Consider the following 24,652-nt stretch of genomic DNA (forward strand, 5'->3'; position numbering starts at 1 on the left):
AACTACAGTTAAAAGCTCTGATCAACCGGTAGTTATCCAACGTATAACCAGTGGCTGCTTTTTGACCTGTGTATAACCCTTCATTTTGATCCCAGCTTATACGGAACAGGATCACCGATCATTCACAGATAGTGATCCTTCTTAAGCATTTGATCTTAAAACGCGGATCCGGCTTATCCACAGAAAGGTTCGATCCTAATAAGAGATCACAATAAAACAGATCTCTAAATAAAAGATCTTCTTTTTAATACTCAAGATCCCGGAGCTTTCTCGATCGACTAAAGTTGAGTAGAATCCACGGCCCGGGCTTCAATCCATTTTCAAACCGCTTTATGCGAGGCATACCACCATGTTTTATCAGGATCCTTTTGACGTCATCATCATTGGCGGGGGTCATGCAGGCACTGAGGCCGCGATGGCCGCAGCGCGAATGGGTCAGCAGACCCTGCTTTTGACACACAATATCGACACGTTGGGGCAGATGAGCTGCAACCCGGCGATTGGCGGCATTGGGAAAGGACACCTGGTAAAAGAAGTGGATGCGCTTGGCGGACTGATGGCGAAAGCGATCGACCAGGCAGGCATTCAGTTTAGGATACTAAACGCCAGCAAAGGCCCGGCGGTACGGGCGACACGCGCTCAGGCAGACCGCGTGCTCTATCGTCAGGCGGTGCGCACTGCGCTGGAAAACCAGCCCAACCTGATGATCTTCCAGCAGGCGGTTGAGGATCTGATTGTTGAAAACGATCGGGTTGTCGGTGCCGTTACCCAGATGGGTCTGAAATTCCGCGCCAAAGCGGTGGTCCTGACCGTCGGCACCTTCCTTGACGGCAAGATCCATATCGGACTGGATAATTACAGCGGTGGTCGCGCAGGCGATCCGCCGTCCATCCCCCTTTCTCGCCGCTTACGTGAGCTGCCGCTGCGCGTCAGCCGCCTGAAAACCGGTACGCCGCCGCGTATTGACGCCCGTACCATCGATTTTAGCGTTCTGGCGCCGCAGCATGGTGATAACCCCATGCCGGTCTTCTCGTTCATGGGCAATGTGGCTCAGCATCCGCAGCAGGTACCGTGCTATATCACGTATACCAACGAGAAAACCCACGACGTGATCCGTAATAACCTCGATCGTAGCCCAATGTATGCCGGGGTGATTGAAGGGATCGGACCGCGTTATTGCCCGTCGATCGAAGATAAAGTGATGCGTTTTGCCGATCGTAACCAGCATCAGATCTTCCTCGAGCCAGAAGGGCTGACATCCAACGAAATTTATCCAAACGGTATCTCCACCAGCCTGCCGTTTGACGTACAAATGCAAATTGTTCGCTCTATGCAAGGCATGGAGAACGCCAGAATCGTTCGTCCAGGCTACGCTATTGAGTACGACTTTTTCGACCCGCGCGATCTGAAGCCGACGCTGGAAAGTAAATATATCCACGGTCTGTTCTTTGCCGGACAGATTAACGGCACCACGGGTTACGAAGAAGCTGCCGCCCAGGGGCTGCTTGCCGGTCTGAACGCCGGTCGTTTCTCTGCGGAAAAAGAGGGATGGGCGCCGGCGCGTTCGGAAGCCTACCTCGGCGTGCTGGTCGACGATCTGTGTACTCTGGGGACCAAAGAACCGTACCGGATGTTTACTTCACGCGCCGAATATCGTCTGATGCTGCGCGAAGATAACGCCGATTTGCGTCTGACGGAACAGGGGCGTGAACTGGGTCTGGTCGATGATGAACGCTGGGCGCGTTTCAACGAGAAGCTGGAAAGCATTGAGCTGGAGCGTCAGCGTCTGAAATCCACTTGGGTTTATCCGGCGGCGGACAGTGCGGAAGAAGTGAATGCTCACCTGACTGCACCACTTTCTCGCGAAGCGAGTGGAGAAGATTTACTCCGTCGTCCGGAAATGACCTATGAGCAGCTGGTTCAGCTGTCGCCGTTCGCGCCGGGCCTCGAAGATGTGCAGGCCGCAGAACAGGTCGAAATCCAGGTGAAATACGAAGGGTATATTGCTCGTCAGCAGGAAGAGATCGAAAGACAGCAGCGTAATGAGAATACGATCCTGCCGGCAACGCTTGATTATCGTCAGGTGATCGGGTTGTCGAATGAGGTGATTGCCAAGCTCAACGATCACAAACCGTCTTCAATCGGTCAGGCTTCGCGTATTTCCGGCATCACGCCAGCGGCGATCTCTATTTTGCTGGTCTGGCTGAAAAAGCAGGGGATGCTGCGCCGTAGCGCCTGATTGCCCTGACAGGCGGAATTTGGCGGATAGCAGGCTGCTTCTCCGCCCTTTTTGATTCACCGGCCCGGTAAGCGTCATCGCCTCCGGGCTCATTATTTCTGGACAGGTACTGAACGTGCTCAACAAACTCTCTCGTCTGCTGGCTGAAGCCGGTATTTCGCTCACCGATCACCAGAAAAACCAGCTGGTGGCCTACGTTGGCATGCTGGATAAGTGGAACAAAGCCTACAATCTGACTTCCGTTCGCGATCCGAATGAGATGCTGATTCGCCATATCCTCGATAGCATTGTTGTTGCGCCGTACCTGCAGGGAACGCGTTTTATCGATGTCGGAACAGGGCCTGGACTACCGGGAATCCCGCTGGCGATAGTTCTCCCGCAAGCACATTTCACGCTGCTGGACAGCCTCGGTAAGCGCGTGCGTTTTCTTCGTCAGGTCCAGCATGAGTTAAAACTGGAGAATATCGCCCCGGTTCAGAGCCGCGTGGAAGATTTCCCCGCTGAGCCGCCGTTCGATGGCGTCATCAGCCGCGCATTTGCCTCGTTGAATGACATGGTCAGCTGGTGTCATCATCTGCCGTCGGAAACCGGCTGCTTCTATGCGTTGAAAGGGGTGGCCCAGGAAGATGAAATGGCAAATCTTCCCGAAGGATACACCGTCAGCGAGATCATCAGGCTGCATGTTCCTGAGCTGGAAGGGGAGCGTCACCTGGTGGTTATTAAGCCAAAAATGATTTAGTTTTTATCAAAAAATGTGAAAAAAATGAGACCGCCGCATGTTACAAAAATAAATGTCACTGCGAGCTATTCCCGGCGTGTTTTAACCATGTTTTTACTATGGGTTATCTCGAAGTTAACTTTAACGGTTGGTTAACCCATAAAATAGTCAACATTGAAAATATCAGTACGCTAAAAATCGAGCAACTGACAGGGCATACAGATGTTAAATATTTATTATAAATGTCAATAAAAGGTTTTCATTGTATGCGCGGTTGTTTTATAAAAACTGCTCATTTTTTATCTTTAATATCAAAAAGATGAAAACAGACAATTTATGAGCGGAATTAATTCGCTTTACTCTAAAATGTTTAATATGTGATCTGGTGCACGCTTTAATCTCTGTGTTTTCTCAGTATTTGCAGTTTCGTATGACGGCTCACAGATTGGCAAAATGCAGGAAAAGTTGCCTGCTGGAAAATAATTAAACATTTATTCACTATTTTGCTACTTATTGTTTGAAATCACGGGGCGTCACCGTATAATTTGTCCGCTTTTTGATGCTTGACTCTTCGTCTTAAAGGACGTTTTATACGACACGCGACATACCTCGAAGGGAGCAGGAGTAAAAACGTGATGTCTGTGTCGCTCTTGAGTCGAAACGTTGCTCGTAAGCTTCTGTTTATTCAGTTACTGGCAGTAATAGCAAGTGGACTGCTGTTCAGCCTAAAAGACCCCTTCTGGGGCGTCTCCGCAGTATGCGGAGGTTTGGCGGTTGTTTTGCCAAACATGTTGTTTATGATTTTTGCCTGGCGTCATCAGGCGCATACACCATCTAAAGGCCGAGTGGCCTGGACCTTCGCCTTCGGCGAAGCTTTCAAGGTGTTGCTGACCTTTGCCCTCCTCGCGGTGGCGCTGGCCGTATTCAAAGTGGTATTCATGCCGCTGATAGTGACGTGGGTTTTGGTGCTGGTGGTACAAATTCTGGCACCAGCTGTAATTAACAACAAAGGGTAAAAGGCATCATGGCTGCAGAAAATATGACGCCGCAGGAATACATAGGCCACCATCTGAACAACCTTCAGCTGGACCTGCGTACTTTCTCGCTGGTGGATCCGCACAACCCCCCGGCCACCTTCTGGACGCTCAACATTGACTCCATGTTCTTCTCAGTGGTGCTCGGTCTGTTGTTCCTTACCATTTTCCGTAGCGTTGCGAAAAAAGCGACCAGCGGTGTTCCTGGTAAACTCCAGACGGCTATCGAGATGACCATTGGCTTCGTCCATGGCAGCGTCAAAGACATGTATCATGGCAAGAGCAAGCTGATTGCTCCGCTGGCCCTCACCGTGTTCGTCTGGGTATTCCTGATGAACCTGATGGACCTGCTGCCAATCGACCTGATTCCGTATATCGGCGAACACATTTTCGGCCTGCCTGCACTGCGCGTGGTTCCGTCTGCTGACGTGAACATCACCCTGTCGATGGCGCTTGGCGTGTTTATCCTGATTCTTTTCTACAGCATCAAAATGAAAGGCGTGGGTGGGTTCGTTAAAGAACTGACGCTGCAGCCGTTCAATCACTGGGCGTTCATTCCTGTCAACTTAATCCTTGAAGGGGTAAGCCTGCTGTCCAAACCGGTTTCACTTGGTCTGCGACTGTTCGGCAACATGTATGCCGGTGAGCTGATTTTCATTCTGATTGCTGGTCTGCTGCCGTGGTGGTCACAGTGGGTTCTGAATGTGCCATGGGCCATTTTCCACATCCTGATTATTACGCTGCAAGCCTTCATCTTCATGGTTCTGACGATCGTCTATCTGTCGATGGCATCTGAAGAGCATTGATTTTTACCAACATACTACGTTTTTACTGAAACAAACTGGAGACTGTCATGGAAAACCTGAATATGGATCTGCTGTACATGGCTGCCGCTGTGATGATGGGTCTGGCGGCGATCGGTGCTGCGATCGGTATCGGCATCCTCGGGGGCAAATTCCTGGAAGGCGCAGCGCGTCAACCGGATCTGATTCCTCTGCTGCGTACTCAGTTCTTTATCGTTATGGGTCTGGTGGATGCTATCCCGATGATCGCTGTAGGTCTGGGTCTGTACGTGATGTTTGCTGTCGCGTAGTAAGTTGTTCGAAAGAAACCTAAGCCACAGAGTTAATTTAAGAGGTATTGTGCTGTGAACATGAACGCAACAATCCTCGGCCAGGCCATCGCGTTTGTTCTTTTCGTATGGTTCTGCATGAAGTACGTATGGCCGCCGTTAATGGCTGCCATCGAAAAACGTCAGAAAGAGATTTCTGACGGTTTGGCTTCTGCAGAACGCGCTAAGAAAGATTTGGACCTTGCACAGGCCAACGCGACCGACCAGCTGAAAAAAGCGAAAGCGGAAGCTCAGGTCATCATCGAGCAGGCGAACAAGCGTCGCTCTCAGATGCTGGACGAAGCTAAAGCTGAAGCAGAACAGGAACGCACCAAAATCGTCGCACAGGCGCAGGCTGAAATCGATGCCGAACGTAAACGTGCTCGCGAGGAGCTGCGTAAGCAGGTCGCAATCCTGGCTGTTGCTGGCGCCGAGAAGATCATCGAACGTTCCGTGGATGAAGCTGCTAACAGCGACATCGTGGACAAACTTGTCGCTGAACTGTAAGGAGGGAGGGGCTGATGTCTGAATTTGTAACGGTAGCTCGCCCCTACGCCAAAGCAGCTTTTGACTTTGCCGTCGAACACAAAAGTGTTGAACGCTGGCAGGATATGCTGGCGTTTGCCGCTGAAGTGACCAAAAACGAACAAATGGCAGAGCTTCTGTCCGGTGCTCTGGCGCCGGAAACGCTCTCTGACGCGTTCATTGCGGTATGCGGTGAGCAACTGGACGAAAATGGCCAGAACCTGATTCGGGTTATGGCTGAAAATGGTCGTCTGCAAGTGCTCCCGGATGTTCTTGAGCAATTTATTCACCTGCGCGCTGCCAGTGAGGCAACCGCAGAGGTAGATGTTATTTCTGCCTCCCAGTTGAGTGAAGCACAGCTTGAGAAGATCGTCGGCGCGATGGAAAAACGTCTGTCACGCAAAGTTAAGCTGAATTGCAAAATCGATAAGTCTGTTATGGCAGGTGTTATCATCCGTGCGGGTGATATGGTCATTGATGGTAGCGTACGCGGCCGTCTTGATCGCCTTGCAGACGTCTTGCAGTCTTAAGGGGACTGGAGCATGCAACTGAATTCCACCGAAATCAGCGAACTGATCAAGCAGCGCATTGCTCAGTTCAATGTGGTGAGCGAAGCTCACAACGAAGGTACTATTGTTTCCGTCAGTGACGGTGTTATCCGCATCCACGGCCTGGCCGATTGTATGCAGGGTGAGATGATTTCCCTGCCGGGTAACCGTTACGCTATCGCACTGAACCTGGAGCGCGACTCCGTAGGTGCAGTAGTCATGGGTCCGTACGCTGACCTCGCCGAAGGCATGAAGGTTAAATGTACTGGCCGTATCCTTGAAGTTCCGGTTGGCCGTGGCCTGCTGGGTCGCGTGGTGAACACCCTGGGTGCACCTATCGACGGTAAAGGTCCGGTTGAGCACGATGGCTTCTCGCCAATCGAAGTTATCGCTCCGGGCGTTATCGAACGTCAGTCCGTTGATCAGCCGGTACAAACCGGTTATAAATCCGTCGATGCCATGATTCCAATCGGCCGTGGCCAGCGTGAGCTGATCATCGGTGACCGTCAGACCGGTAAAACCGCGATGGCAATCGATGCGATCATCAACCAACGTGATTCCGGTATCAAGTGCGTCTACGTTGCTATCGGCCAGAAAGCGTCCACCATTTCTAACGTGGTACGTAAACTGGAAGAGCACGGCGCGCTGTCCAACACTATCGTTGTTGTGGCGACCGCTTCTGAATCTGCTGCACTGCAATACCTGGCACCGTATGCCGGTTGCGCAATGGGCGAATACTTCCGCGATCGCGGTGAAGATGCGCTGATCGTTTACGATGACCTGTCTAAACAGGCTGTTGCTTACCGTCAGGTTTCCCTGCTGCTCCGTCGTCCGCCAGGACGTGAAGCATTCCCGGGCGACGTGTTCTACCTCCACTCCCGTCTGCTGGAGCGCGCATCCCGCGTTAACGCGGAATACGTTGAGAAATTCACCAAAGGTGAAGTTAAAGGTAAAACCGGCTCCCTGACCGCACTGCCGATTATCGAAACCCAGGCGGGTGACGTTTCTGCGTTCGTTCCGACCAACGTAATCTCCATTACCGATGGTCAGATCTTCCTGGAAACCAACCTGTTTAACTCCGGTATTCGTCCTGCGGTTAACCCGGGTATCTCCGTATCCCGTGTGGGTGGTGCTGCTCAGACCAAGATCATCAAGAAACTGTCCGGTGGTATCCGTACCGCGCTGGCACAGTATCGTGAACTGGCTGCGTTCTCTCAGTTCGCATCCGATCTGGATGAAGCAACCCGTAAACAGCTGAGCCATGGTCAGAAAGTAACCGAGCTGCTGAAACAGAAACAGTATGCACCTATGTCTGTAGCACAGCAGGGTCTGGTCCTGTTTGCTGCTGAACGCGGTTACCTCGAAGATGTGGAACTGGCGAAAATCGGTAGCTTCGAAGCCGCTCTGCTGGCTTACGTTGACCGTGACCACGCTCCGCTGATGCAAGAGATTAACCAGACCGGTGGCTATAACGACGAGATCGAAGGCAAGCTGAAAAGCATCCTCGACTCCTTTAAAGCAACCCAGTCCTGGTAAAGTCTGGCGGCTTGCCTTAGGGCAGGCCGCAAGGCATTGAGGAGAAGTTCATGGCCGGCGCAAAAGAGATACGTAGTAAGATCGCAAGCGTCCAGAACACGCAAAAGATCACTAAAGCGATGGAAATGGTCGCCGCTTCCAAAATGCGTAAATCGCAGGAGCGCATGGCGGCCAGCCGTCCTTATGCAGATACTATGCGCAAAGTGATTGGTCACCTTGCAAACGGTAATCTGGAATATAAGCACCCGTACCTGGAAGAACGCGACGTTAAACGCGTGGGCTACCTGGTGGTGTCGACCGACCGTGGTCTGTGCGGCGGCTTGAACATTAACCTGTTCAAGAAAGTGCTGGCAGATATGAAAGTATGGTCCGATAAAGGCGTTCAGTGCGACATCGCAATGATCGGCTCTAAAGGCGTATCTTTCTTTAGTTCCGTCGGTGGCAATATTGTCGCCCAGGTGACTGGCATGGGGGATAACCCATCGCTGTCCGAACTGATCGGCCCGGTAAAAGTGATGTTGCAGGCCTATGATGAAGGCCGTCTGGACAAGCTGTACGTTGTCAGCAACAAATTTATTAATACCATGTCCCAGACTCCGACCATCACTCAGCTGCTGCCGTTACCGGCATCAGAAGATGCTGAGCTGAAGCGTAAATCCTGGGATTATCTGTATGAGCCAGACCCGAAAGCGCTGCTGGATACCCTCCTGCGTCGTTATGTCGAGTCCCAGGTTTATCAGGGCGTGGTAGAAAACCTGGCCAGCGAGCAGGCCGCACGTATGGTGGCGATGAAAGCCGCAACCGATAATGGCGGCAGCCTGATTAAAGAGCTGCAGTTGGTATACAACAAAGCTCGTCAGGCCAGCATTACTCAGGAACTCACCGAGATCGTCGGTGGTGCATCCGCGGTATAACCAGGTTAATTCGTAGAGGATTCAAGATGGCTACTGGAAAAATTGTCCAGGTAATCGGCGCCGTGGTTGACGTCGAATTCCCTCAGGATGCCGTACCGCGCGTGTACGATGCTCTTGAGGTACAGAATGGTAATGAGAGCCTGGTGCTGGAAGTTCAGCAGCAGCTCGGCGGTGGTATCGTACGTGCTATCGCCATGGGTTCTTCCGACGGTCTGCGTCGTGGTCTGGAAGTTAAAGACCTTGAGCACCCGATCGAAGTCCCGGTTGGTAAAGCAACGCTGGGTCGTATCATGAACGTGCTGGGTCAGCCGATCGATATGAAAGGCGACATCGGCGAAGAAGAGCGTTGGGCTATTCACCGTGCAGCTCCGTCCTATGAGGAGCTGTCCAGCTCTCAGGAACTGCTGGAAACCGGCATCAAAGTTATCGACCTGATGTGTCCGTTCGCTAAGGGCGGTAAAGTTGGTCTGTTCGGTGGTGCGGGTGTAGGTAAAACCGTAAACATGATGGAGCTGATCCGTAACATCGCGATCGAGCACTCCGGTTACTCCGTGTTTGCGGGCGTAGGTGAACGTACTCGTGAGGGTAACGACTTCTACCACGAAATGACCGACTCCAACGTTCTGGATAAAGTATCCCTGGTTTATGGCCAGATGAACGAGCCGCCGGGAAACCGTCTGCGCGTTGCTCTGACCGGCCTGACCATGGCTGAGAAATTCCGTGACGAAGGTCGTGACGTTCTGCTGTTCGTCGATAACATCTATCGTTATACCCTGGCCGGTACTGAAGTATCCGCACTGCTGGGTCGTATGCCTTCAGCGGTAGGTTATCAGCCGACCCTGGCGGAAGAGATGGGTGTTCTGCAGGAACGTATCACCTCCACCAAAACCGGTTCTATCACTTCCGTACAGGCCGTATACGTCCCTGCGGATGACTTGACTGACCCGTCACCAGCCACCACCTTTGCTCACCTTGATGCAACCGTGGTACTGAGCCGTCAGATCGCGTCTCTGGGTATCTACCCGGCCGTTGACCCGCTGGACTCCACCAGCCGTCAGCTGGATCCGCTGGTTGTGGGTCAGGAGCACTACGACACCGCACGTGGCGTACAGTCCCTGCTGCAACGTTATCAGGAACTGAAAGACATCATCGCCATCCTCGGTATGGATGAACTGTCTGAAGAAGACAAACTGGTGGTAGCTCGCGCACGTAAGATTCAGCGCTTCCTGTCCCAGCCGTTCTTCGTGGCAGAAGTATTTACCGGTTCTCCGGGCAAGTATGTCTCCCTGAAAGACACCATCCGTGGCTTTAAAGGCATCATGGAAGGCGAATACGATCACCTGCCAGAGCAGGCGTTCTACATGGTCGGTTCTATCGACGAAGCCGTGGAAAAAGCCAAAAAACTTTAACGCCTTAATCGGAGGGTGATATGGCAATGACTTACCACCTGGACGTCGTCAGCGCGGAGCAGCAAATGTTCTCCGGTCTGGTCGAAAAAATCCAGGTAACGGGTAGTGAAGGTGAACTGGGTATTTACCCGGGTCACGCACCGCTGCTCACCGCCATTAAGCCTGGTATGATTCGCATCGTTAAACAGCACGGTCATGAAGAGTTTATCTATCTGTCTGGCGGCATTCTTGAAGTGCAGCCTGGTAGCGTGACCGTTCTGGCTGATACGGCAATTCGTGGCCAGGATCTCGACGAAGCGCGAGCCCTGGAATCGAAGCGTAAAGCGGAAGAGCACATTAACAGCTCTCACGGCGACGTGGATTACGCTCAGGCGTCCGCGGAACTGGCCAAAGCGATCGCCAAACTGCGCGTTATCGAGTTGACCAAAAAAGCGATGTAACACCGGCTTGAAAGTTAAAAAGCCAGTCTGGTTTCCAGGCTGGCTTTTTTTATGGCTTCGTTTCAAATTTATCAAAACTAAAATGGCATTTTAATTTTTTGTGATGAGCGTCTCATTTTTGTTGATCGGTTAAAAAATGAAGCGTAGACTTGTTTTTGTGATGTAAATCACAAAACAAATTTACCAGAACACATTCTTTATCCAGGAAGTCATCATGAAACTGCTTAACAAAATCATCGCTTTCTTCAGTGCTATGAACGTCACTTTCGGTACCTTCAATCACTAAGTCGCCAGCCTCTCTGCATTTGCGCTGTACCGCTAACGAAAACGACAACACCTGCGGTGCGAAGCAGAACAAAAAAGGTCGCCCGAGGGCGGCCTTTGTGTTTTTCTCAGCCGGATATTGCTATCTACGGTTGAGAAAGTCTCCGGTAGCAAAACTGCCATCGGCATGACGCAGCAGCGGATCCGGTAGCGCCAGGGTTTGATAATCGGTGCTCAGAATGGTTTTCCCCTCTGCATTGACGCTTTTTCCCCCGCGAATAAAGTAGTTGTTATCTTCAATATTCCCGACAACGGCATCATCATATTTTCCGGGCTGGCTGCGCAGCGACAGATTGTCGCTGAAGTTGCCTTGAGTCTCTGGCTTACCGTATGGGCTGGGGCGGAAGAGATAGTTAAAGCGCTGGTTATCTACCGCGACGTTATTGACCACCACCAGCTTGCCGGGATTGAAATTATCAGTGAACCCGTCCAGATGGTTACCGATAGCAATGCTGTTACGTATTTCGTGGGCAACCGGCTGCCCTTCCCCACCGAGTTTAAAACCGTTACTGGTGTTATTGCGGGCAATTGAATTCTCGATCACCACAACGCCATTGGCACCGTCTTCGATTTTGTTAAACAGGTCGAATCCGTCATCGATATTGTCGTGTGAGTAGCAGCCTTCCAGGCGATTACCTTCCCCTACCCGCATTTTTACGGCGAAACCATCGGCGTTAATCTTACCGGGATCCTCATTGCCGTAGGATTCTGAGTTCACGACCCGGTTGTAGCTGGCCCATAGCGGGCGATCGGTTTTGTCCGGGGAGGAGATCTGGATCCCGGTATCCTCGTTTTTGTAGGCGGTGACGTTCTCGATCAGGTTATGGCTGCCCTGTATGCGCAGGCTCTTGTCTGTTATTGAGATACCCTTGATATGCCAGTAGCTTGCATCCAGCAGCAGGCCATGAATAACCGCCTTGTCGTCGGCCTGCAGCGTTTTTACCTTTTCTCTGAGCCCGCTGGCCTGTAGCGGAATCACCGTTTGCGGATAATCCCCGGCGGCTAAGATAATCTTTCCGCCCGGAGGCAACAAATCGACCGCGGTGGAGAGATCGAGCGGAGAATCAAGCGTCCCTTTCGCGTCAGACAGCCCCTCAGGGGAGACATGTAGCGTACTCCCTTCAATGCGGTGGCTGCGTTCAACCGTCAGGCTTTGTGTGATGGGTTTTTGGCTGCTGGTGGGTGTAAAAACAATCTCAAAGGTACTTTTCTCTTTGAGCGTCGCGGGTTGAGTAAACATCTCACCGGCCTTGACCTTTTTATTCATCCCAATCGTCACCTCATCCTGACGAACCGTGAAGTTACCGTCGCTACTGGCCCGGGCCTGCAATACGTAATCTGCGCTCTGGCTTACTGCGCCTGAGGCGATTTGCATCACAACCGGCCAGGTTTTGGCAACATAGGGCTGTGAAGCAACGGTATTCGCCGGGGATGTCACCAGAGATGCATGGCTGACGGTGATTTTGGCGTTACGAGAGGCAAAAAAGCCAACGTAGTAGCTATCTTTATCCTGTTGGGTGATCAGATCGGCATGAGGCACTTTTTGGCTCACCCACTTATCGCTGCCGACTGGCGCCCATGATGTTACAAATCCTTCGTTGGTTCGTTCGAGTCTGAGCTGGAAGTCCGGTGTCTGTTTAAGATCGATATTCTCTTTATAACTCAGCCGGTTGATAGTCGAACCTGCGTTTCCCCACGGTTGCGCGATCCCTTCCCGGGTGATGGCCTGGAGTTTGACGTGCGAGCGATCTTTTTTATCCTGGGTCATAATCGCGTTCATGACCATATTGGATGCCGCCGGAAACTCTTCGTAGCCAACCACCAAAGGCTGCTGCCGCGGATGGCCGATGATATCGCGTACCAGCAGCCCGGCGCCCTCCTGTGCAGCCGGAAGGGCGCCATTTTCTGGACCAAATTGATCCACCGTCACCGTGGCCTGCAGGATGAAATTCTGTCGGGCCGGTAGTTCGGTATAAAAGAAGGTCAAACCGTCGTGCGAATTGGCTATTTTTCCGCCGCGGCTCTCAATGGTGATGGGGGCCTGGAGGTTGGCAGTATCCTGCGGAGCCAGTTTTTTGCCTGCTATCGTTACGTCGTTAACGCCGATCTTTTCCGGCAGCACGTTGGAGGAAAAATTCACGTCAGTTGATTGACCAAAAGCGATGCCTCGCCAGACATGCTGCTCGTCAGCCTGCAGCGGTAATGCGATAATTGTGCTGCAAAGGGCTAATGCCAAAGGTATTTTTTTATTCATTTTTGTCTCCTGGGTAATTATTGAGCAGTATTATCATAATAATGAAATGGCGTTTCTATTTGATGCGTCACAATTAATGAATATTGAAACTATGTTTTATTTTATTGATTTGCTTTATTCAGGTGTCAAAAAAACAGGAAAAGCAGTGGGATAGCAGGGATTTATCTCCCTTATGCGCTTTTTCAGGAGATAAACTCATTTACAGCGGTGAAAAATAGCACCATAAAATGGTGTATATCGTTGAGCCTGAGCGTTTTATCCTCGTCTCGTTTCATGATGAAAAATATGTAGATATTTCAACGTGAAAGGCTTTTACTTTTCGTTCTAATTGTTGTCAGGATGCGTATGTCAAACAGTGCGATGAGCGTGGTTATCCTTGCCGCAGGCAAAGGGACCCGCATGTATTCCGATCTTCCTAAGGTGCTGCACTCCCTGGCCGGGAAGCCAATGGTGCAACATGTTATTGATGCGACTAAAGATCTCGGTGCTTCGGCCGTACATCTGGTGTACGGGCACGGTGGCGATTTGCTGCGCCAGACGCTGCATGAAGATAATCTTAACTGGGTCTTACAAGCTGAACAGCTCGGTACCGGCCATGCCATGCAACAGGCGGCGCCGTTCTTCCATGATGATGAAGACATCATGATGCTGTACGGCGATGTTCCGCTGATTTCCGTTGATACGCTACAACGCCTGCGCGCGGCGAAGCCGCAGGGCGGCATTGGCCTGCTGACGGTAAAGCTGGACGATCCGAGCGGATATGGTCGCATTACGCGTGAAAACGGTCAGGTAACCGGCATCGTGGAGCATAAAGATGCCAGCGATGCGCAGCGTCAGATTCAGGAAATTAACACCGGTATTTTGATCGCTGGTGGGGCGGATTTAAAACGCTGGCTGGCGAAGCTGACGAACAACAATGTGCAGGGCGAATACTACATCACCGATATTATCGCCATGGCGTATCAGGAAGGGCGTGAAATCGTTGCCGTTCATCCGCAGCGCTTAAGCGAAGTTGAAGGGGTAAACAACCGCCTGCAGCTGTCGCGTCTGGAGCGCGTTTATCAAGCCGAGCAGGCGGAAAAACTGCTGCTGGCGGGCGTGATGCTGCGCGATCCTGCGCGTTTTGATCTCCGTGGTACCCTGAAACATGGGCGTGATGTGGAGATTGATACTAACGTTATCCTCGAAGGCAACGTGGTTCTGGGTGAGCGCGTGAAGATCGGCGCCGGCTGCGTGATCAAGAACAGCACCATTGGCGATGATTGTGAGATCAGCCCGTACTCGGTGGTGGAAGATGCTCATCTGCAGGCCGCCTGCACCATCGGGCCGTTCGCACGTCTGCGGCCAGGCGCCGAACTGCTGGAAGGTGCGCATGTCGGCAACTTCGTAGAAATGAAAAAAGCGCGACTGGGTAAAGGTTCGAAGGCAGGGCATCTCTCCTACCTCGGCGACGCGGAAATCGGCGACAACGTGAACATCGGCGCCGGTACCATTACCTGTAACTACGATGGCGCAAATAAATTCAAAACCATTATTGGCGATGATGTGTTTGTCGGTTCCGACACTCAGCTGGTGGCGCCGGTGACCGTGGGTAAAGGCGTCACGATTGCCGCCGGTACGACGGTCACGCGCGATATCGCCGACAACGAACTGGTTTTAAGCCGTGTGCCGCAGGTCCATAAACAGGGCTGGCAGCGTCCGGTGAAGAAGAAGTAATTTTTGGCTTATCGCCGGGGGGAAACCGCCCGGCGAACCAGGATGAGAGGATCAATATAGGTCCCCGTCCGCAGGCAGTACCATAAAAATAACCCCACTCTCTACAAGGCTCGGGGCGCCCGTAACGCGGGCAAATACAGGTCAGCGACAACGCATGGCATAACGCCATTATCAGGAAATTTAACTATGTGTGGAATTGTTGGCGCAGTCGCGCAGCGTGATATTGCTGAAATCCTTCTCGAAGGTCTACGTCGTCTGGAATACCGTGGATATGACTCTGCCGGTCTGGCAGTGGTTGATAACGCAGGGCATATGTCCCGCGTTCGTCGTCTCGGTAAAGTCCAGATGCTGGCTCAGGCGGTAGAAGAGCACCCGTTACACGGTGGTACGGGGATTGCCCATACCCGCTGGGCAACGCACGGTGAGCCGTCTGAAGGTAACGCGCATCCGCATGTTTCTGAACACATTGTGGTGGTCCATAACGGCATCATCGAAAACCACGAGCCGCTGCGCGAAGAGCTGAAAGCGCGCGGTTACACCTTCGTCTCTGAAACTGACACCGAAGTGATTGCTCACCTGGTGCACTGGGAGCTGGAGCAGGGCGGCACGCTGCGTGAAGCGGTACTGCGAGCCATTCCTCAGCTTCGCGGTGCCTACGGTACGGTGATCATGGATTCCCGCGATCCGTCCACGCTGCTGGCAGCGCGTTCCGGTAGCCCGATGGTTATCGGTCTGGGTATGGGGGAAAACTTTATTGCCTCCGATCAGCTGGCTCTGCTGCCGGTTACCCGTCGCTTTATCTTCCTGGAAGAAGGCGATATCGCGGAAGTGACTCGCCGCAATGTGACCGTATTTGATACCAAAGGCGCGCAGGTGAAACGTCAGGAGATCGAATCTAATCTGCAGTACGACGCAGGCGACAAAGGCACTTACCGCCACTACATGCAAAAAGAGATTTACGAACAGCCGAATGCGATCAAAAACACCCTCTCCGGGCGCATCAGCCATGGCGAAGTGGATCTCAGCGAGCTGGGCACGCATGCTAACGAAATGCTGTCTCAGGTTGAACATATCCAGATCGTAGCCTGTGGCACTTCGTATAACTCTGGCATGGTTTCTCGCTACTGGTTTGAAGCGCTGGCGGGCGTGCCGTGCGATGTTGAAATCGCCTCTGAATTCCGCTATCGCAAATCGGCGGTGCGTCGCAACAGTCTGATGATCACGCTTTCCCAGTCCGGTGAGACCGCGGATACGCTGGCCGCGCTGCGTCTGTCAAAAGAGCTGGGCTACCTCGGATCGCTGGCTATTTGTAACGTGGCGAGTTCTTCTCTGGTCCGCGAGTCCGATTTGGCTCTGATGACCAAAGCGGGCACTGAGATCGGCGTGGCCTCGACCAAAGCCTTTACCACTCAGCTGACCGTATTGCTGCTGCTGGTGGCAAAACTGGCGCGCCTTAAAGGTCTGGATGCCGCCGTTGAGCATGATATCGTTCATGGGCTGCAGGCGTTGCCGAACCGTATTGAGCAGATGCTGTCGCAGGATAAGCGTATTGAGGCGCTGGCCGAGAACTTCTCCGATAAGCACCATGCGCTGTTCCTTGGCCGTGGCGATCAGTATCCGATCGCGCTGGAAGGGGCGCTGAAGCTCAAAGAGATCTCTTATATCCACGCGGAAGCCTACGCGGCCGGTGAGCTGAAGCACGGCCCTCTGGCCCTGATTGACGCCGAAATGCCGGTGATCGTCGTGGCGCCGAATAACGAATTGCTGGAGAAGCTGAAATCCAACATTGAAGAAGTTCGCGCGCGTGGCGGCCAGCTGTATGTCTTCGCCGATGGCGAGGCGGGTTTTAGCAGCAGCGACAATATGCACATTATTGAAATGCCGCATGTTGAAGAGGTCATTGCGCCGATCTTCTACACCGTGCCACTGCAGCTGCTGGCCTATCACGTTGCGCTGATTAAAGGCACTGACGTTGACCAGCCGCGTAACCTGGCAAAATCGGTCACCGTAGAATAAGCCAACACGCATCAGACAAAGGGCTGCCATCCGGCGGCCCTTTTTTATTTCCCGCGATTGTTTTTCAGCGCTCTGCTGAAAAATGCTGCTGCGCGGGTTTATGACAAACCGTCATCTTCGACTACGATTTTAAGTGTCATAAAAAGAAAATTTTTCTGCAATCTTACGGTCACTTAAATAATTAACATTATGATTTATATTGTTTTTATTTTCTCCAGTCCGCTATCTTTTTGGGTGTCATAAAACTGTAATAATTCGTACATTTTACTGTCACCTCTTTGTCCTATTTTGCTCACCATAGCCTCGAAACAACGATTTACGAATCCAGCAGGAGACATTATGAACGTTATGCGTACCACCGTCGCAACAGTTGTCGCCGCGACCTTATCGATGAGCGCTTTCTCTGCATTTGCAGCTGCAAGCCTGACTGGCGCGGGCGCAACTTTCCCTGCACCGGTGTATGCCAAATGGGCTGATACCTATCAGAAAGAAACCGGCAATAAAGTGAACTACCAGGGCATTGGCTCTTCCGGTGGTGTCAAACAAATTATTGCTAACACCGTTGATTTCGGTGCTTCTGATGCTCCTCTGGCTGATGACAAACTGGCTCAGGAAGGCCTGTTCCAGTTCCCGACCGTTATCGGCGGTGTGGTTCTGGCAATCAACCTGCCTGGCGTGAAGTCGGGTGAGCTGGTTCTGGACGGTAAAACTCTGGGTGATATCTACCTGGGCAAAATTAAAAAGTGGGATGACGAAGCGATCGCTAAACTCAACCCGGGTATGAAGTTGCCGTCTCAGAATATCGCCGTGGTTCGTCGCGCCGATGGTTCCGGCACTTCCTTCGTGTTCACCAGCTACCTGGCGAAAGTGAACGAAGAGTGGAAATCTAAGATTGGCGCGGGTTCTACCGTTAACTGGCCGACCGGTCTGGGCGGTAAAGGTAACGACGGTATCGCCGCTTTCGTTCAACGTCTGCCGGGCTCCATTGGCTACGTAGAATACGCCTATGCGAAGCAGAACAACCTGGCTTACACCAAACTGCTTTCCGCAGATGGCAAGCCGGTCAGCCCGACGGAAGATAACTTCGCTAACGCGGCTAAAGGTATCGACTGGAGCAAATCCTTCGCACAGGATCTGACTAACCAGAAAGGTGAGAATGCATGGCCGATCACCTCAACCACCTTTATCCTGGTACACAAATCTACGAACAAGCCAGAACAGACTGCTGAAGTGCTGAAGTTCTTCGATTGGGCGTATAAAAATGGCAGTAAAGAAGCCAACGCGCTGGATTACGCAACGCTGCCGGAAAGCGTGGTTGAGCAGGTTCGTGCTGCATGGAAAACCAACGTGAAAGACAGCAGCGGTAAAGCGCTGTACTAAATACCCGTCATACTTCGAGCCGCAGCTGCGTTGGCTGCAACTCGAATTATTTAGGGTATAGCATTACGTTAGCCTGGAGGCACGGTAAAATGCGCGCTTCCAGGCCCAAACAGAAAGAGTAATCTATGGCTGCAACCAAGCCGGCATTTAACCCTCCGGGGAAAAAGGGTGACATAATTTTCGGCGTGCTGGTCAAACTGGCGGCGCTGATTGTGCTATTGATGCTGGGCGGCATCATCGTTTCCCTCATCATCTCTTCATGGCCAAGCATTCAGAAGTTTGGTTTTTCCTTTTTGTGGACCAAAGAGTGGGATGCGCCCAACGAAATTTTCGGTGCGCTGGTGCCGATATACGGGACGCTGGTGACCTCATTTATAGCGCTGCTGATCGCCGTTCCGGTGAGCTTTGGTATCGCACTGTTCCTGACGGAGCTCTCTCCTGCCTGGCTGAAACGTCCTCTTGGCATCGCCATTGAACTGCTGGCGGCCATTCCGAGTATCGTTTACGGCATGTGGGGCCTGTTTATCTTTGCTCCGCTGTTTGCCACCTACTTCCAGGAACCGGTAGGCAACGTCCTGTCGACGATCCCGTTTGTGGGAGCGCTGTTTGCCGGTCCGGCATTTGGTATCGGTATTCTGGCGGCGGGCGTCATTCTGGCCATCATGATTATTCCGTACATCGCCGCCGTCATGCGCGATGTGTTTGAACAAACGCCGGTGATGATGAAAGAGTCGGCCTACGGTATCGGCTGTACGACCTGGGAGGTCATCTGGCGTATCGTCCTGCCCTTTACCAAGAACGGGGTTATCGGCGGCGTGATGCTCGGTCTGGGGCGCGCGCTGGGGGAAACCATGGCGGTGACCTTCATTATCGGCAACACTTACCAGCTGGATAGCGTTTCACTGTATATGCCGGGGAACAGTATTACTTCCGCTCTGGCGAATGAGTTTGCCGAAGCGGAAACCGGGCTGCACGTGGCGGCGCTGATGGAGCTGGGGCTGATTCTGTTTGTGATTACCTTTATTGTTCTGGCCGCATCGAAGTTTATGGTGATGCGTCTGGCGAAGAGTGAGGGGGCGCGCTAATGGCCACGATTGAATTGCAAACCAGCACCGAGCTGGCTGAATCCCGTCGTAAGATGCAGGCTAAACGCCGGCTGAAAAACCGTATTGCCCTGACCCTGTCAATGGGAACCATGGTCTTCGGGTTGTTCTGGCTTATCTGGATCCTGATGTCCACCGTTACCCGCGGTATCGATGGCATGAGTCTGGCGCTGTTTACCGAAATGACGCCGCCGCCGAACACCGCGGGCGGTGGTCTGGCGAATGCCCTGGCGGGCAGCGGCCTGCTGATCCTGTGGTCGACGGTTTTCGGTACGCCGCTGGGCATTATGGCGGGTATCTATCTGGCGGAATACGGGCGTAAGTCCGCGCTGGCGGAAGTGATTCGGTTTATTAACGATATCCTGCTTTCCGCGCCATCCATCGTCGTGGGTCTGTTCGTCTATACCATCGTGGTTGCACAGATGCAGCACTTTTCCGGCTGGGCTGGGGTTATCGCCCTGGCGTTGCTGCAGGTGCCTATCGTGATTCGTACTACCGAGAATATGCTGAAACTGGTGCCGGACAGCCTGCGTGAGGCGGCCTATGCGCTGGGCACGCCGAAGTGGAAAATGATTTCTGCGATCACGCTGAAGGCCTCGGTGTCCGGCATCATGACGGGGATCCTGCTGGCTATCGCGCGTATCGCCGGGGAAACGGCGCCGCTGCTGTTCACCGCGCTCTCCAACCAGTTCTGGAGCACCGATATGATGCAGCCGATTGCCAACCTGCCGGTGACTATTTTCAAATTTGCCATGAGTCCGTTCGCGGAGTGGCAGCAACTGGCATGGGCCGGGGTACTGCTTATCACCCTGTGCGTATTGCTGCTGAACATTCTGGCGCGCGTGGTTTTCGCGAAGAATAAACACGGTTAATTTTTGCGGCGCGGCGAAATGCGGCGCCGAATGAGGAAGAGATTGATGAGTATGGCGAATGCGACCCCGGGTAAACTTTCAGTTCGTAACCTGAACTTCTACTACGGAAAATTCCATGCCCTGAAAAATATCAACCTGGATATCACCAAAAACCAGGTTACGGCGTTTATCGGCCCGTCAGGCTGCGGTAAATCGACCCTGCTGCGGACGTTCAACAAAATGTTCGAGCTCTACCCGGAGCAGCGCGCGGAAGGCGAAATCCTGCTGGATGGCGATAATATTCTGACCAATACTCAGGATATCGCTCTGCTGCGTGCCAAAGTCGGCATGGTTTTCCAGAAGCCGACGCCGTTCCCGATGTCGATTTATGACAATATTGCCTTTGGCGTTCGCCTGTTTGAAAAGCTGTCGCGTGCCGATATGGATGAGCGCGTGCAGTGGGCCTTGACCAAAGCCGCATTATGGAACGAAACCAAAGATAAACTGCATCAGAGCGGATATTCTCTCTCCGGCGGTCAGCAGCAGCGTCTGTGCATCGCGCGCGGTATCGCGATTCGTCCGGAAGTGCTGTTACTGGATGAACCGTGTTCAGCGCTGGACCCGATCTCCACCGGGCGCATTGAAGAGCTGATCACCGAACTGAAACAGGACTACACCGTCGTTATTGTTACCCACAACATGCAGCAGGCTGCGCGTTGTTCAGACCATACGGCATTTATGTATCTTGGCGAGCTGATTGAATTCAGTAACACGGACGATCTGTTTACGAAGCCCGCGAAGAAACAAACTGAAGATTATATTACTGGCCGCTACGGTTGATTGCCCTTCTGCTTTCACAGGATCTAACCCGTTGGGCATTCAGGAGACACCATGGACAACCTAAATCTTAACAAACATATTTCTGGCCAGTTCAATGCAGAACTGGAGTATATCCGCACTCAGGTGTTGACCATGGGTGGGCTGGTGGAACAGCAGCTGTCTGATGCGATCACCGCGATGCACAATCAGGACAGCGATCTGGCAAAACGCGTGATTGACGGCGATAAGCAGGTCAACATGATGGAAGTGGCCATTGATGAAGCCTGCGTGCGCATCATCGCCAAGCGTCAGCCAACCGCCAGCGATCTGCGTTTAGTCATGGCGATTATCAAGACTATCGCCGAGCTGGAACGTATCGGTGATGTGGCGGATAAAATTTGCCGCACCGCGCTGGAGAAGTTCTCCCAGCAGCACCAGCCGCTGCTGGTGAGCCTGGAATCGCTGGGGCGTCATACCGTGCAGATGCTGCATGACGTGCTGGATGCCTTCGCTCGCATGGATCTCGACGAAGCGGTGCGTATCTATCGCGAAGATAAGAAGGTGGATCAGGAATATGAGGGCATCGTGCGTCAGCTGATGACCTATATGATGGAAGATTCACGTACGATTCCAAGCGTGCTGACCGCGCTGTTCTGCGCCCGTTCAATCGAGCGTATCGGCGACCGCTGCCAGAATATTTGCGAATATATTTTCTACTTCGTTAAAGGTCAGGATTTCCGCCACGTTGGCGGCGACGAGCTGGATAAGCTGCTGGCGGGTAAAGATCCGAAAGAGTGATCCGCCGTAAAATACCCGCAGGCGCTACGCTTACCGGGTCGACAAAACCCCGGATCCTGGAGGCCGGATACGCGCTCGCGCTATCCGGCTTTTTTCATTAACGCGTAATATGCCATCCACGGGCTTTCCACAGCGCAGGCAGCTGTGCCAAATCAGTAAAGGTCGTCACTTTTGGATGATCGATCGGTTTGTTGTGCGGATCGGCGCAGAAGTAAAACACCTCCATTCCTGCCTCAATCCCGGACTGAGCGCCTGCACTGGAATCATCCACCAGAATGCAGTTTTCGACGTTAACGTTCATCGCCTTTGCTGCATGGAACATCAGTGCCGGATCGGGTTTCCAGCGCTGAATATCGTAACCGCTGTACAGTCGGTCGGGAAAATGGCGCAACATGCCGGTTCTTCCCAGCGAGTGCTGCATTTTACTGACCGGGCCGTTAGAGACCACGCACATCGGCACGCTGATCGTATCCAGCAGCGTTTCCGCTCCGGCAATCGCTTCCAGTTCAGAATCAAACAGGCGTGCGACTTCGGCACGGTAGAGAGGTTCGAGCTCTGGTTTTTGTAGATTAACGCCGTGCTCCTGGTTGATGGTATCAATGATTTCGTAGAGCTTTACGCCTCTGAAACGCTTAAAAATCTCGTCTAAATCCAGCGTAATGCCGAACGCTTTGAACATGTGAACATAGGCGCGGGAACAGATCACTTCGCTGTCGACCAGCGTGCCGTCGCAGTCGAAAAACAGGGCTTCTATTTGGGACATGCCGTTTCCATTTTAACAAGTTAACGTTTTCGTCCTGCCTATTCACAAGACGCAATCGTTGCCGTATAAGCAAATTCAATGAAAAAAATTACCATACAACTGCCCCCGGTGTCGCATTTTGGTATAGGATAGCGACGAATTTTCCCTCCTTTTGTTCGGAAACCGATAATGAGTCAACAACAAACCAGCCAGTCTTCTGGCCAGGGTCTGCTGGAGCGCGTATTCAAACTACGTGAACACGGCACGACGGCACGTACCGAAGCGATAGCAGGTTTCACCACCTTTTTGACAATGGTCTACATTGTTTTCGTTAACCCACAAATTCTTGGCGTAGCGGGTATGGATACCAGCGCTGTCTTTGTGACGACCTGTCTGATCGCCGCCTTCGGTAGTATTTTGATGGGGCTGTTTGCTAACCTGCCGGTTGCGCTGGCGCCGGCAATGGGGCTGAATGCCTTCTTCGCCTTTGTCGTCGTCCAGGCGATGGGGCTGCCGTGGCAGGTGGGGATGGGCGCTATCTTCTGGGGCGCCGTTGGTCTGCTGCTGCTGACTATTTTCCGCGTACGTTACTGGATGATTGCCAATATTCCCGTCAGCCTGCGGGTGGGGATCACCAGCGGTATCGGGTTGTTTATCGGCATGATGGGGCTGAAAAATGCCGGCGTGATTGTCGCAAACAAAGACACGCTGGTGAGCATCGGTAACCTGACCTCCCACAGCGTGCTGCTGGGGATTCTCGGCTTCTTTATTATCGCTATTCTCGCCTCCCGTAACATTCATGCTGCGGTGCTGGTCTCCATCATCGTCACGACGCTGCTGGGCTGGATTCTGGGTGATGTCCACTACACCGGTATTGTTTCCGCTCCACCGAGCATTACGTCGGTGATTGGCCATGTTGATTTGGCTGGCTCATTTAATCTCGGTCTGGCGGGTATCATCTTCTCCTTTATGCTGGTGAACCTGTTCGACTCCTCTGGAACCTTGATCGGCGTGACTGATAAAGCCGGTCTGGCCGATGAAAAAGGCAAATTCCCGCGGATGAAACAGGCGCTGTTTGTCGACAGTATCTCATCGGTGGCCGGTTCCTTTATCGGCACCTCTTCTGTGACCGCCTATATCGAATCCTCCTCCGGTGTTTCCGTGGGCGGGCGTACCGGTCTGACGGCGGTGGTCGTGGGGATTCTGTTCCTGCTGGTTATCTTCCTGTCGCCGCTGGCGGGCATGGTGCCGGCGTATGCCGCAGCAGGTGCGCTGATCTATGTGGGCGTACTGATGACATCCAGCCTGTCGCGCGTGAAGTGGGACGACCTGACGGAAGCGGTGCCGGCCTTTGTGACCGCCGTGATGATGCCGTTCAGCTTCTCAATTACCGAAGGGATTGCGTTAGGCTTTATCTCTTACTGCGTGATGAAGATTGGTACCGGTCGTCTGCGCGATCTCAGCCCGTGCGTGATTATCGTCTCGCTGCTGTTCGTGCTGAAAATCGTGTTTATCGACGCGCACTAAGCGTCGAGCATTATAAGAAAGCCCGGCAGCGCTGCCGGGCTTTTTTTTACGCTTTCACTCGCTGAATATACTCGGCAAAGGCGCTCAGCTGTCCACTCAGATGGTCGAGCGTGCTCTGATCGACCACCTCTCCCGACTGCGGATCGACCTTGTTCTGAATCACGCCGCCCATAAACTCAGGCTTGTTCATCACCATCGCATCGAGGAACACCAGAATTTGACGCAGGTGATACTGGCAGCGTGCGCCGCCAATTGCGCCCATGGAGCTGGTTTGAATCAGGACCGGTTTCCCGGACAGCGGTTGTTCAGGCAGGCGCGACAGCCAGTCAATCGCGTTTTTCAGGCCGCCGGGAACGGAATAGTTATATTCAGGTGTAACGATAACAACGCCGTCGGCTTCGCGAATCTGTTGTGCAATATCCTGCACGCTTTGCGGAAACCCGTCTTCCTGCTGGATATCCGCGTCATATAACGGAATGTCGCCAATCGATGGCAATGCGGAGATCTCCATGCCCGCCGGCGCAATGCCAGGCAGGGTGCGCGCAACCATGCCATTAAAAGACCCCTTGCGCAGACTTCCGAGTAGCGTAACAACTTTCAACGTATCAGACATGATTGCTCCTTTGCATCATGATAGCCGGACAGACC

Annotated in this window: 22 protein-coding genes; 19 read left to right on the forward strand and 3 right to left on the reverse strand. The window is 52.7% G+C overall.

Annotated features, from left to right (window positions below; all coding sequences use genetic code 11):
* Positions 1-349: 349 nt before the first annotated feature.
* The 11 genes from mnmG to ROR01S_RS20625 all read left to right on the forward strand — a co-directional run bounded on the left by mnmG (position 350) and on the right by ROR01S_RS20625 (position 10,474).
* A complete protein-coding gene (gene mnmG / locus ROR01S_RS20575; RefSeq protein ID WP_032718450.1) occupies positions 350-2,239 on the forward strand; it encodes a tRNA uridine-5-carboxymethylaminomethyl(34) synthesis enzyme MnmG in 1,890 nt (629 codons plus the stop codon).
* Positions 2,240-2,354: 115 nt separating this feature from the next.
* Positions 2,355-2,978 (forward strand): 16S rRNA (guanine(527)-N(7))-methyltransferase RsmG, encoded by a 624-nt coding sequence (rsmG, locus tag ROR01S_RS20580; RefSeq protein WP_004869227.1) that lies wholly within the window; start codon positions 2,355-2,357, stop codon positions 2,976-2,978.
* Between the two features lie 614 nt (positions 2,979-3,592).
* Positions 3,593-3,973 carry a F0F1 ATP synthase subunit I gene (gene atpI, locus ROR01S_RS20585; protein WP_004869225.1) on the forward strand — a complete coding sequence of 127 codons (381 nt, stop codon included), beginning with the start codon at positions 3,593-3,595 and terminating at the stop codon, positions 3,971-3,973.
* Positions 3,974-3,981: 8 nt separating this feature from the next.
* Positions 3,982-4,797, forward strand: coding sequence for a F0F1 ATP synthase subunit A (gene atpB / locus ROR01S_RS20590; protein ID WP_004869223.1), 816 nt, complete (start codon positions 3,982-3,984; stop codon positions 4,795-4,797).
* 47 nt (positions 4,798-4,844) lie between these two features.
* Positions 4,845-5,084: a F0F1 ATP synthase subunit C gene (atpE, locus tag ROR01S_RS20595; protein WP_000429386.1), complete on the forward strand. Its 240-nt coding sequence runs from the start codon at positions 4,845-4,847 to the stop codon at positions 5,082-5,084.
* A 54-nt stretch (positions 5,085-5,138) separates the two neighbouring features.
* Positions 5,139-5,609, forward strand: a complete 471-nt coding sequence (gene atpF, locus ROR01S_RS20600; protein WP_004869221.1) for a F0F1 ATP synthase subunit B — start codon at positions 5,139-5,141, stop codon at positions 5,607-5,609.
* A gap of 14 nt (positions 5,610-5,623) precedes the next feature.
* A complete protein-coding gene (atpH, locus tag ROR01S_RS20605; RefSeq protein WP_004869220.1) occupies positions 5,624-6,157 on the forward strand; it encodes a F0F1 ATP synthase subunit delta in 534 nt (177 codons plus the stop codon).
* Between the two features lie 12 nt (positions 6,158-6,169).
* Complete coding sequence (atpA, locus tag ROR01S_RS20610; RefSeq protein ID WP_004869219.1) at positions 6,170-7,711, forward strand: F0F1 ATP synthase subunit alpha; 1,542 nt, start codon at positions 6,170-6,172, stop codon at positions 7,709-7,711.
* Between the two features lie 50 nt (positions 7,712-7,761).
* A complete protein-coding gene (atpG, locus tag ROR01S_RS20615; RefSeq protein ID WP_004869218.1) occupies positions 7,762-8,625 on the forward strand; it encodes a F0F1 ATP synthase subunit gamma in 864 nt (287 codons plus the stop codon).
* 26 nt (positions 8,626-8,651) lie between these two features.
* A complete protein-coding gene (atpD, locus tag ROR01S_RS20620; RefSeq protein ID WP_004869217.1) occupies positions 8,652-10,034 on the forward strand; it encodes a F0F1 ATP synthase subunit beta in 1,383 nt (460 codons plus the stop codon).
* Positions 10,035-10,054: 20 nt separating this feature from the next.
* Positions 10,055-10,474: a F0F1 ATP synthase subunit epsilon gene (locus tag ROR01S_RS20625; RefSeq protein ID WP_004869216.1), complete on the forward strand. Its 420-nt coding sequence runs from the start codon at positions 10,055-10,057 to the stop codon at positions 10,472-10,474.
* Between the two features lie 406 nt (positions 10,475-10,880).
* Here the strand turns inward: ROR01S_RS20625 and ROR01S_RS20630 are convergent, their stop codons facing one another.
* Complete coding sequence (locus ROR01S_RS20630) at positions 10,881-13,052, reverse strand: right-handed parallel beta-helix repeat-containing protein (RefSeq protein ID WP_032718449.1); 2,172 nt, start codon at positions 13,050-13,052, stop codon at positions 10,881-10,883.
* A 345-nt stretch (positions 13,053-13,397) separates the two neighbouring features.
* On the opposite strand from ROR01S_RS20630, the gene glmU reads away from it, so the two are divergent.
* The 7 genes from glmU to phoU all read left to right on the forward strand — a co-directional run bounded on the left by glmU (position 13,398) and on the right by phoU (position 21,735).
* A complete protein-coding gene (gene glmU / locus ROR01S_RS20635; protein WP_004869214.1) occupies positions 13,398-14,768 on the forward strand; it encodes a bifunctional UDP-N-acetylglucosamine diphosphorylase/glucosamine-1-phosphate N-acetyltransferase GlmU in 1,371 nt (456 codons plus the stop codon).
* 186 nt (positions 14,769-14,954) lie between these two features.
* Positions 14,955-16,784, forward strand: a complete 1,830-nt coding sequence (gene glmS, locus ROR01S_RS20640) for a glutamine--fructose-6-phosphate transaminase (isomerizing) (RefSeq protein ID WP_004869213.1) — start codon at positions 14,955-14,957, stop codon at positions 16,782-16,784.
* 339 nt (positions 16,785-17,123) lie between these two features.
* On the forward strand, positions 17,124-18,164 hold the full coding sequence (pstS, locus tag ROR01S_RS20645; protein WP_064359842.1) for a phosphate ABC transporter substrate-binding protein PstS: 1,041 nt from the start codon (positions 17,124-17,126) through the stop codon (positions 18,162-18,164).
* A 125-nt stretch (positions 18,165-18,289) separates the two neighbouring features.
* Entirely contained in the window at positions 18,290-19,249 is a 960-nt protein-coding gene (gene pstC, locus ROR01S_RS20650) for a phosphate ABC transporter permease PstC (protein ID WP_004869204.1), read from the forward strand.
* Positions 19,249-20,139 (forward strand): phosphate ABC transporter permease PstA, encoded by an 891-nt coding sequence (pstA, locus tag ROR01S_RS20655; RefSeq protein ID WP_004869202.1) that lies wholly within the window; start codon positions 19,249-19,251, stop codon positions 20,137-20,139. Before pstC ends, pstA begins: the two co-directional genes overlap by 1 nt.
* A gap of 45 nt (positions 20,140-20,184) precedes the next feature.
* Positions 20,185-20,958: a phosphate ABC transporter ATP-binding protein PstB gene (gene pstB, locus ROR01S_RS20660; protein WP_004869200.1), complete on the forward strand. Its 774-nt coding sequence runs from the start codon at positions 20,185-20,187 to the stop codon at positions 20,956-20,958.
* A gap of 51 nt (positions 20,959-21,009) precedes the next feature.
* Positions 21,010-21,735: a phosphate signaling complex protein PhoU gene (gene phoU, locus ROR01S_RS20665; RefSeq protein WP_004869199.1), complete on the forward strand. Its 726-nt coding sequence runs from the start codon at positions 21,010-21,012 to the stop codon at positions 21,733-21,735.
* A 97-nt stretch (positions 21,736-21,832) separates the two neighbouring features.
* On the opposite strand, the gene yieH is transcribed toward phoU, so the two are convergent.
* Entirely contained in the window at positions 21,833-22,498 is a 666-nt protein-coding gene (gene yieH / locus ROR01S_RS20670) for a 6-phosphogluconate phosphatase (protein ID WP_064359843.1), read from the reverse strand.
* Positions 22,499-22,666: 168 nt separating this feature from the next.
* On the opposite strand from yieH, the gene ROR01S_RS20675 reads away from it, so the two are divergent.
* Complete coding sequence (locus ROR01S_RS20675) at positions 22,667-24,004, forward strand: NCS2 family permease (RefSeq protein ID WP_004869195.1); 1,338 nt, start codon at positions 22,667-22,669, stop codon at positions 24,002-24,004.
* Between the two features lie 46 nt (positions 24,005-24,050).
* Here ROR01S_RS20675 and ROR01S_RS20680 read toward each other — a convergent pair whose 3' ends face one another.
* Positions 24,051-24,617 carry an NADPH-dependent FMN reductase gene (locus ROR01S_RS20680; RefSeq protein WP_004869193.1) on the reverse strand — a complete coding sequence of 189 codons (567 nt, stop codon included), beginning with the start codon at positions 24,615-24,617 and terminating at the stop codon, positions 24,051-24,053.
* Positions 24,618-24,652 lie beyond the last annotated feature (35 nt).

Source organism: Klebsiella ornithinolytica NBRC 105727 = ATCC 31898 (assembly GCF_001598295.1).
In the GTDB taxonomy this organism is placed as follows: domain Bacteria; phylum Pseudomonadota; class Gammaproteobacteria; order Enterobacterales; family Enterobacteriaceae; genus Klebsiella; species Klebsiella ornithinolytica.

What these genes read in the sequence shown, in the direction of transcription:
- mnmG (WP_032718450.1), top strand. Translation starts at nt 350, where the DNA reads ATGTTTTATCAGGATCCTTTTGACGTCATCATCATTGGCGGGGGTCAT.
- atpI (WP_004869225.1), top strand. Translation starts at nt 3,593, where the DNA reads ATGTCTGTGTCGCTCTTGAGTCGAAACGTTGCTCGTAAGCTTCTGTTT.
- atpB (WP_004869223.1), top strand. Translation starts at nt 3,982, where the DNA reads ATGGCTGCAGAAAATATGACGCCGCAGGAATACATAGGCCACCATCTG.
- atpE (WP_000429386.1), top strand. Translation starts at nt 4,845, where the DNA reads ATGGAAAACCTGAATATGGATCTGCTGTACATGGCTGCCGCTGTGATG.
- atpH (WP_004869220.1), top strand. Translation starts at nt 5,624, where the DNA reads ATGTCTGAATTTGTAACGGTAGCTCGCCCCTACGCCAAAGCAGCTTTT.
- atpA (WP_004869219.1), top strand. Translation starts at nt 6,170, where the DNA reads ATGCAACTGAATTCCACCGAAATCAGCGAACTGATCAAGCAGCGCATT.
- atpG (WP_004869218.1), top strand. Translation starts at nt 7,762, where the DNA reads ATGGCCGGCGCAAAAGAGATACGTAGTAAGATCGCAAGCGTCCAGAAC.
- atpD (WP_004869217.1), top strand. Translation starts at nt 8,652, where the DNA reads ATGGCTACTGGAAAAATTGTCCAGGTAATCGGCGCCGTGGTTGACGTC.
- ROR01S_RS20625 (WP_004869216.1), top strand. Translation starts at nt 10,055, where the DNA reads ATGGCAATGACTTACCACCTGGACGTCGTCAGCGCGGAGCAGCAAATG.
- ROR01S_RS20630 (WP_032718449.1), bottom strand. Translation starts at nt 13,052, where the DNA reads ATGAATAAAAAAATACCTTTGGCATTAGCCCTTTGCAGCACAATTATC.
- glmU (WP_004869214.1), top strand. Translation starts at nt 13,398, where the DNA reads ATGTCAAACAGTGCGATGAGCGTGGTTATCCTTGCCGCAGGCAAAGGG.
- glmS (WP_004869213.1), top strand. Translation starts at nt 14,955, where the DNA reads ATGTGTGGAATTGTTGGCGCAGTCGCGCAGCGTGATATTGCTGAAATC.
- pstS (WP_064359842.1), top strand. Translation starts at nt 17,124, where the DNA reads ATGAACGTTATGCGTACCACCGTCGCAACAGTTGTCGCCGCGACCTTA.
- pstC (WP_004869204.1), top strand. Translation starts at nt 18,290, where the DNA reads ATGGCTGCAACCAAGCCGGCATTTAACCCTCCGGGGAAAAAGGGTGAC.
- pstA (WP_004869202.1), top strand. Translation starts at nt 19,249, where the DNA reads ATGGCCACGATTGAATTGCAAACCAGCACCGAGCTGGCTGAATCCCGT.
- pstB (WP_004869200.1), top strand. Translation starts at nt 20,185, where the DNA reads ATGAGTATGGCGAATGCGACCCCGGGTAAACTTTCAGTTCGTAACCTG.
- phoU (WP_004869199.1), top strand. Translation starts at nt 21,010, where the DNA reads ATGGACAACCTAAATCTTAACAAACATATTTCTGGCCAGTTCAATGCA.
- yieH (WP_064359843.1), bottom strand. Translation starts at nt 22,498, where the DNA reads ATGTCCCAAATAGAAGCCCTGTTTTTCGACTGCGACGGCACGCTGGTC.
- ROR01S_RS20675 (WP_004869195.1), top strand. Translation starts at nt 22,667, where the DNA reads ATGAGTCAACAACAAACCAGCCAGTCTTCTGGCCAGGGTCTGCTGGAG.
- ROR01S_RS20680 (WP_004869193.1), bottom strand. Translation starts at nt 24,617, where the DNA reads ATGTCTGATACGTTGAAAGTTGTTACGCTACTCGGAAGTCTGCGCAAG.